Consider the following 6,982-nt stretch of genomic DNA (forward strand, 5'->3'; position numbering starts at 1 on the left):
AAAGGGAGGTAAAAAGCGTGAGTACCTACGCACAAAAAAAGGGATTTGGCGCAACAATATGGGACTTTCTAACAACAGTCGACCATAAAAAGATCGCCATCCTATATCTTATTGCAGGTGGGTTTTTCTTTGTAATTGGCGGACTTGAAGCAGTGTTTATCCGCATCCAGCTTGCAGTACCAAACAATGATTTTGTAAGTGCAGGATTATTTAATGAAATTATCACCATGCATGGAACAACGATGATATTCCTTGCTGCGATGCCACTGGTGTTTGCTTTTATGAATGCCGTAATGCCATTACAAATTGGTGCCCGTGATGTCGCGTTTCCATTTCTTAATGCATTAGGATTTTGGTTATTCTTTTTCGGAGGAGTATTCTTAAATCTTTCTTGGTTTTTTGATGGAGCACCTGACGCTGGGTGGACATCATATGCTTCACTTGCTATGGCTTCAAAAGGCCATGGTGTTGATTTCTATGTACTGGGATTACAAATATCAGGTCTTGGTACACTTATTGGTGGTATCAATTTCCTAGTAACGATTATTAATATGCGTGCACCAGGAATGACGTATATGAGGATGCCATTATTTACATGGACAACATTTGTCACTTCTGCCCTAATCTTATTTGCTTTCCCACCATTAACGGTTGGTCTAGTGTTAATGATGTTTGACCGTATGTTTGGTTCTAATTTCTTTGTTACCACTATGGGTGGAAACACGGTAATTTGGGAACATTTATTCTGGATTTTCGGACATCCTGAAGTATATATTTTAATACTTCCTGCCTTTGGTATTTTCTCGGAAATCATGCCTATGTTTTCAAGAAAACGCCTTTTCGGATACTCATCCATGGTATTTGCAACGGTATTAATTGGTTTCTTAGGATTCATGGTTTGGGCTCACCATATGTTCACAACTGGTTTAGGACCAGTTGCAAATGCGATTTTTGCTGTTGCAACGATGGCTATTGCGGTACCAACGGGTATTAAAATCTTTAACTGGTTATTAACCATGTGGGGTGGAAGTGTTAAATTTACAACTCCAATGCATTATGCAATAGCATTCATTCCATCATTTGTTGCGGGTGGGGTAACAGGGGTTATGCTTGCAGTTGCAGCGGCTGACTATCAATACCATGATACGTATTTCGTTGTAGCACATTTCCATTATGTAATTGTCGGTGGTGTTGTATTTGCACTTCTTGCAGGTACACATTTATACTGGCCGAAAATGTTCGGAACAATGTTAAATGAAACATTAGGAAAAATCACTTTCTGGTTATTCTTTATCGGTTTCCATATGACATTCTTCATCCAGCATTTCTTAGGTCTTTGGGGCATGCCGCGTCGTGTATTCACATACCTGCCGGGTCAAGGCTTTGAAACATCTAACTTAATCAGTTCACTTGGTGCGGTATTTATGTCTTTAGCTGTTTTAGTTCTTTTATACAACATCATTATGACATCTGTGAAAAATGTAAGGGTTGGAAATGATCCATGGGGAGACGGTAGAACACTTGAGTGGTCACTCCCATCACCGCCGCCTTTCTATAACTTTAAGCAGCTTCCGTTAGTGCGTGGATTAGATGCATATTGGTTAGAAAAAATGGAAGGCAAAAAAGGGATGACACCTGCCGAGCCACTTGGTGATATCCATATGCCAAATTCATCATTCCTGCCATTTATGATGTCATTTGGATTATTTGTCGCCGCATTCGGTGCATTATTCAATATGGATGATAAAGCATGGTCAATACCAGTAATTGTATTAGGGTTATTGATTACCTTTGGATCTATGTTTATACGTTCAGTAAAGGATGACCATGGATTCCATATTCATAAAGAAGAATTAATGGATGATGAGGATAAGGGGGTTAAGGCATAATGCACGCAGAAGAAAAATTATCGTTAGAAACATGGCCTGCTGAGCCTGAAAAATCAACCCTTGAAGCAAAAAATAAATTTTTAGGCTTCTGGTTCTTTCTAGGTGGAGAGACTGTGCTTTTCGCCTCTCTCTTTGCAACCTACCTTGCATTAAAGGATAAAGTACCTGATTCAACACATACTTTAGCAAAAGATTTATACGACCTGCCGCTGACATTTGTTGCTACCATGCTGTTATTAACAAGTTCATTAACAAGTGTGTATGCGATGTATCACATGAAAAACTTTAATGCAAAAAAAATGAACACATGGTTAATCATCACTGTATTATTAGGTGCTGCTTTCCTTGCGTTAGAGGTTTATGAGTTTTCACATTATGTTCATGAGTACAATCATACGTTTACAAGTAGTGCTTTTGGATCTGCCTTCTACACTTTGACTGGGTTCCATGGAGCGCACGTTGCTTTCGGTCTAATGTGGTTTCTTACATTAATCATTCGCAATTCAAAACGCGGATTAAACCTTTACAATGCGCCTAAATTCTACGTTGCAAGTTTATATTGGCATTTTATTGATGTAGTTTGGGTATTCATCTTTACAGTAGTATATTTAATGGGGATGGTGGGATAAACTGATGGAAAATTCACAATTAAATTCAGGTAACCCAAGAGTTGACATTGAATATCGTAAGAAAAAAAGTGCTGAAGAAATGAGACATCAAGTTGTTTCATTCGCATTAATGATCTTCTTAACATTAATTGCTTTTGCAACAGTTGCAATAAAAGGTTTTTCGGCTTGGTTTATCGTGCCGTTTATACTTCTTTTAGCTATTGTTCAAGTAATATTTCAGCTATACTATTTCATGCATATGAGCCATAAAGGACATGAAGCACCATCAATGTTTCTCTATTCAGGATTACTTGTTGGTATGCTAACTCTTTTAGCTTTTACAACAATTATTTGGTGGTAACTATTTTTAGAAAATCGGCTTTATGCCGATTTTCTTTTTATAGGGAATGACCAAATCTTTGTGTCATTCAATGGATAACGATATAATTTAATCATGAACTAACTACAATTTAGAGGTGATATGCGGTGCTTACATTAGATATTTTTGGCTTTAAAGCACTTTGGAGCCCGTACTTCCTATTAAGTTTACTAGCAGTTACAGCAGTATATTTTTTAATAACAATAAAATTCCGCAGCAAGTTTGCTGATAGTGAACCGCTAACAAGAAAACAGGCTGGTTTATTTTTGCTTTCGATGGCATTAATTTATGCAATTAAGGGCTCTCCACTGGATTTAATGGCACATTTAATGTTTTATGTCCACATGGTTTCAATGGCGCTATTAGTTCTTGTGATTCCCCCAATCTTTATCTTTGGTATTCCCGTTTGGATATGGAGAAAGCTTTTCAACATAAAAGCGATCCGTGCATTATTTCACTTTTTTACCAAACCAATCATTGCGTTAATTGTTTTTAATGGTTTGTTTTCCTTCTATCATGTTCCATTGGTTTTTGATCAAGTTATGCAGAGCTTCTGGTTACATGCGGGGTATTCGACTCTTTTATTTTTTGTTGCGATTTTTATGTGGTGGCCGCTTATTAATCCTGTGCCAGAGCAGCAAAGGTTAAATGGGCTTAGGAAGGTAGGGTATATTTTTGCGGACGGAATCTTAATCACCCCTGCATGTGCCTTAATCATTTTTGCTCCTGCTTCAATCTATGCCACCTATTCTGACCCACAAGTTTGGGCTCAAGTCATGAGTCTTTGTGTGGGGCCTGCAACATTTGCTGGTTTAGACATTAGTGGACCTGAATTGTTTAGTTCAATGTCATTATTACATGATCAGCAGCTTGGCGGTGTATTAATGAAGGTTATACAAGAAATTGTATATGGAGTTATCTTAGCTCATGTTTTCTTTGAATGGTATCGTAAGGACCAGGCAGACTCTGAAAAAGAATTAAGCCAAACTTTAAGACCATCTTTGATAGAATAAATCTCCCATAGAACTGGGAGATTTTCTTTTTAATTGAAAATGTGCACGAACTAACTTAAAATTATTATAGAATAAATTAAAAGTGAGGCTAATTATGAATTCCCTACCGATTTTACCGACGATAAGTACAACCTTCATCGTTTTAAGTGCAGTAACGGTTGCAATAGGCTGGTGGCTTATTACACAAAGAAAAATAGACGCTCACAAAAAGGCGATGTTTACTGCAGCAATTTTTGCACTTATTTTCTTTATCATCTATGCGTCAAGAACGATTTTTATCGGAAATACTGCGTTTGGCGGACCAGATGATCTAAAAATCTATTACACAGTATTTTTAGTATTCCATATCACCCTAGCAACAACAGGTGCGGTTTTTGGTATTGTTACGCTATATACAGGATACAAGAATAATTTAACTAAGCATCGGAAACTAGGTCCGATTACGAGTATTATTTGGTTTTTTACTGCCATCACAGGTGTAGCAGTATACTTATTATTGTATGTGTTTTTTTATGGTGGGGAAACTACCTCTGTTATTAAAGCTATATTAGGATTTTAAAAGTGTCTTTACATGGCACTTTTTTTGTTTTTTAAAAGGAATTTAGCTTCTTTGATAGAAATACATTAAATAGGGGGAGTGATGGTCTTGGAAATAAAAGAACTAACTGAAAAAGATTATATAGAATCTTTGAAGCTTTCAATGTACGCTTTTCAGTATAAAATACCTGAAGAAAGAAAAGCATCTAGAATTGAAAAGATAAAAAATCATCATGTATTAGGGGTTTGGGAAGAAAATAATTTAGCTGCTAAACTACATATTATTCCATTCCACATCTACATGAGCGGACAAGAGTGGAAAATGGGCGGTATTGCAGGTGTTGCTACCTATCCAGAATACAGAAGGAATGGGTACGTTAAAAAGTTATTGATTCAGGCATTAGAGAAAATGCGAAATGATCAACAAATTGTTTCATTATTACATCCTTTTGACATTGGTTTTTACCGGAAATTTGGGTGGGAAGTTTTTACAGAAAACAAAAAGATGTTAATTGACAGAAAGGATCTTACGTTTTTAAATGCACAGCAAGGAACCATTAAAAGGTATACAAAAGAGAGTCATCATCCAGACATTGAATCCGTTTATGTTCAGTTTAGTAAAAAGTACATGGGCATGCTTGTTCGCGACTTAAAATGGTGGATGAATAGTGTTTATGATGATGGACAGATTGCTGTTTATTTCAATAAAAGAAGTGAAGCACAGGGATATGTATTATATGAGACGAAAGATCAGAAAATGGACGTTCAAGAGCTTGTAGCGCTGACACAAGAGGCTAGGTTAGGGTTATGGAATTTCATTTGTCAGCATGATTCCATGGTTGAAACGGTCAGTATTTTAACATCTAACCATGAGCTATTACCATTTATATTGCACCAGCCTAAAATAAAGATGGAGGTCACCCCATATTTTATGGCGCGAATTGTGGATGCAGAGCAATGTTTACAAAAATATCTCTTTAAAGATGTAACGGAAAAGCTATTCTTACATATCGAAGATGAATATGCACCTTGGAACAATGGAAGTTATTTACTAGCTAATGGCAAAGTGACGGTATATAAAGATAAACCTGGAAGCTCTTGCGCACATCCTCCTCAAAGAGGGGTTAGGTTAGATATTAATACGTTGACAGCGTTAATATTTGGTTACAAACGCCCAACAGAATTATTTGAATTAGGTTATATTAAGGGGCAAGAAACAGAAATTTCAGTGTTGGAAGAACTATTTCCACAAAACAAGCCATATTTCTATGATTTCTTTTGAAAATGGCTGTGTTAATATACACGGATGATTTTAGAAACTGTTGATTGGAGCGAAAGGGGCTCGACTCCTGCGGGATGTACGAGCTGAGTGAGACCCCGCAGGGCGGAACGACCGAGGAGGCTCACGGGTTAGCCCGCGGAAAGCGTAGCCCCTGTAGCGCAAATCAACAGCCCAGTTTAACACAGCCTTGAAAATAGAACGACGCATGATTGTTATCATGCGTCGTCGTTTTGATTAAATTGAAAATTTATCTACTTCGGTTTTAATAGACTCAAGAATTTTCTTACATTGATTTACAAGGGAAGAAGGGAAGCTTTCTCCTTCACCATATTCAACTCCGTGAGGATAATAGTGTTTTCCTAACAAAGGCGTCATTAACTCGATAACGGCTTTATTAGAATCAACATTTCCTTCAATTGCATGGCCTTGAACACGTAAGTAAAATGTTCCTTCTTTTAACTCAAACTTTCGGTCATATGTAACACGATCATAATCCCATTGACCCTCACGCACTAAGCCGTAATCAAGCATTACATCATCTAAACGGTTTAAATCAGCTTTCAACTTTTCTAAGCCAGTATTCTCAAATTTCATAAATAGTCCCTCCTAGAAACAATGCCTTCCCCTTTGTTAATTACTTGTCAGGTATGCAAATTAATTCAATTTAATAATAGTTGAAAAAGTTTAAACTTGCAATGAATACATCATCGAATAAATCATTCCTTTTTGGCAACTATAATGAAATGATAAATAAATAAAGTAACAAGAAAAACAGGAGGCGAACAAGTGGAAAAGATACGTGATATAATGACAGATCAAGTAGAGTGTTGTTCTTTGTTGGACAATGTTTTTGAAGTTGCGGTAAAAATGAAAGAATTAAATGTTGGAGCAATACCAATTGTCGACAAGGATAGACTGGTTGGGATGATTACCGACCGTGACATCGTTGTGCGAGGTGTTGCTGAAAAACACCCTGGTTCAACAAAAGTAGAAGACATCATGAGCAGTAAACTTGTTACTATAACGGCAGAAGCAACAACCAATGAAGCTGCTAATTTAATGGCTGAGCACCAAATCCGCCGACTTCCAGTAGTAGAAGGAGATAAACTGATTGGAATAGTCTCATTAGGAGACTTTGCGATAAGAAAAATGACCGATGATCAAGCAAAAGAAGCACTTTCTGAAATCTCAGAGCAAAATTATAACGGAGTACAACATTAAATAATAATTGGCAGTGATAAAGGATATTATTTATTTTATAACCTGTTGATTGG

8 protein-coding genes are annotated in these 6,982 nt (G+C 36.8%); 7 read left to right on the forward strand and 1 reads right to left on the reverse strand.

What is annotated here, in order from left to right; translation table 11 throughout:
• Nucleotides 1–17 precede the first annotated feature (17 nt).
• From ctaD to V7124_RS00310, 6 genes are all read left to right on the forward strand, one after another.
• Nucleotides 18–1,889: a cytochrome c oxidase subunit I gene (gene ctaD, locus V7124_RS00285; protein WP_335411901.1), complete on the forward strand. Its 1,872-nt coding sequence runs from the start codon at nt 18–20 to the stop codon at nt 1,887–1,889.
• Complete coding sequence (locus V7124_RS00290; RefSeq protein WP_335411894.1) at nt 1,889–2,518, forward strand: cytochrome (ubi)quinol oxidase subunit III; 630 nt, start codon at nt 1,889–1,891, stop codon at nt 2,516–2,518. Before ctaD ends, V7124_RS00290 begins: the two co-directional genes overlap by 1 nt.
• A 4-nt stretch (nt 2,519–2,522) precedes the next feature.
• The gene (ctaF, locus tag V7124_RS00295) at nt 2,523–2,858 is read left to right on the forward strand and encodes a cytochrome c oxidase subunit IVB (protein ID WP_335411893.1); all 336 of its coding nucleotides are present in this window, start codon (nt 2,523–2,525) and stop codon (nt 2,856–2,858) included.
• A gap of 125 nt (nt 2,859–2,983) precedes the next feature.
• The gene (gene ctaG, locus V7124_RS00300) at nt 2,984–3,889 is read left to right on the forward strand and encodes a cytochrome c oxidase assembly factor CtaG (protein ID WP_335411891.1); all 906 of its coding nucleotides are present in this window, start codon (nt 2,984–2,986) and stop codon (nt 3,887–3,889) included.
• Between the two features lie 94 nt (nt 3,890–3,983).
• The gene (locus tag V7124_RS00305; RefSeq protein WP_335484925.1) at nt 3,984–4,448 is read left to right on the forward strand and encodes a DUF420 domain-containing protein; all 465 of its coding nucleotides are present in this window, start codon (nt 3,984–3,986) and stop codon (nt 4,446–4,448) included.
• Between the two features lie 81 nt (nt 4,449–4,529).
• Nucleotides 4,530–5,708 carry a GNAT family N-acetyltransferase gene (locus V7124_RS00310; protein ID WP_335484928.1) on the forward strand — a complete coding sequence of 393 codons (1,179 nt, stop codon included), beginning with the start codon at nt 4,530–4,532 and terminating at the stop codon, nt 5,706–5,708.
• A gap of 234 nt (nt 5,709–5,942) precedes the next feature.
• Here the strand turns inward: V7124_RS00310 and V7124_RS00315 are convergent, their stop codons facing one another.
• Nucleotides 5,943–6,302, reverse strand: a complete 360-nt coding sequence (locus V7124_RS00315; protein ID WP_335411884.1) for a YugN family protein — start codon at nt 6,300–6,302, stop codon at nt 5,943–5,945.
• A gap of 192 nt (nt 6,303–6,494) precedes the next feature.
• Between V7124_RS00315 and V7124_RS00320 the strand changes: the two genes are divergently transcribed.
• The gene (locus V7124_RS00320) at nt 6,495–6,929 is read left to right on the forward strand and encodes a CBS domain-containing protein (RefSeq protein ID WP_335484930.1); all 435 of its coding nucleotides are present in this window, start codon (nt 6,495–6,497) and stop codon (nt 6,927–6,929) included.
• The last annotated feature ends 53 nt before the right edge of the window (nt 6,930–6,982 follow it).

This window comes from Neobacillus niacini (genome assembly GCF_036961885.1).
Taxonomy (GTDB): domain Bacteria; phylum Bacillota; class Bacilli; order Bacillales; family Cytobacillaceae; genus Neobacillus; species Neobacillus niacini_H.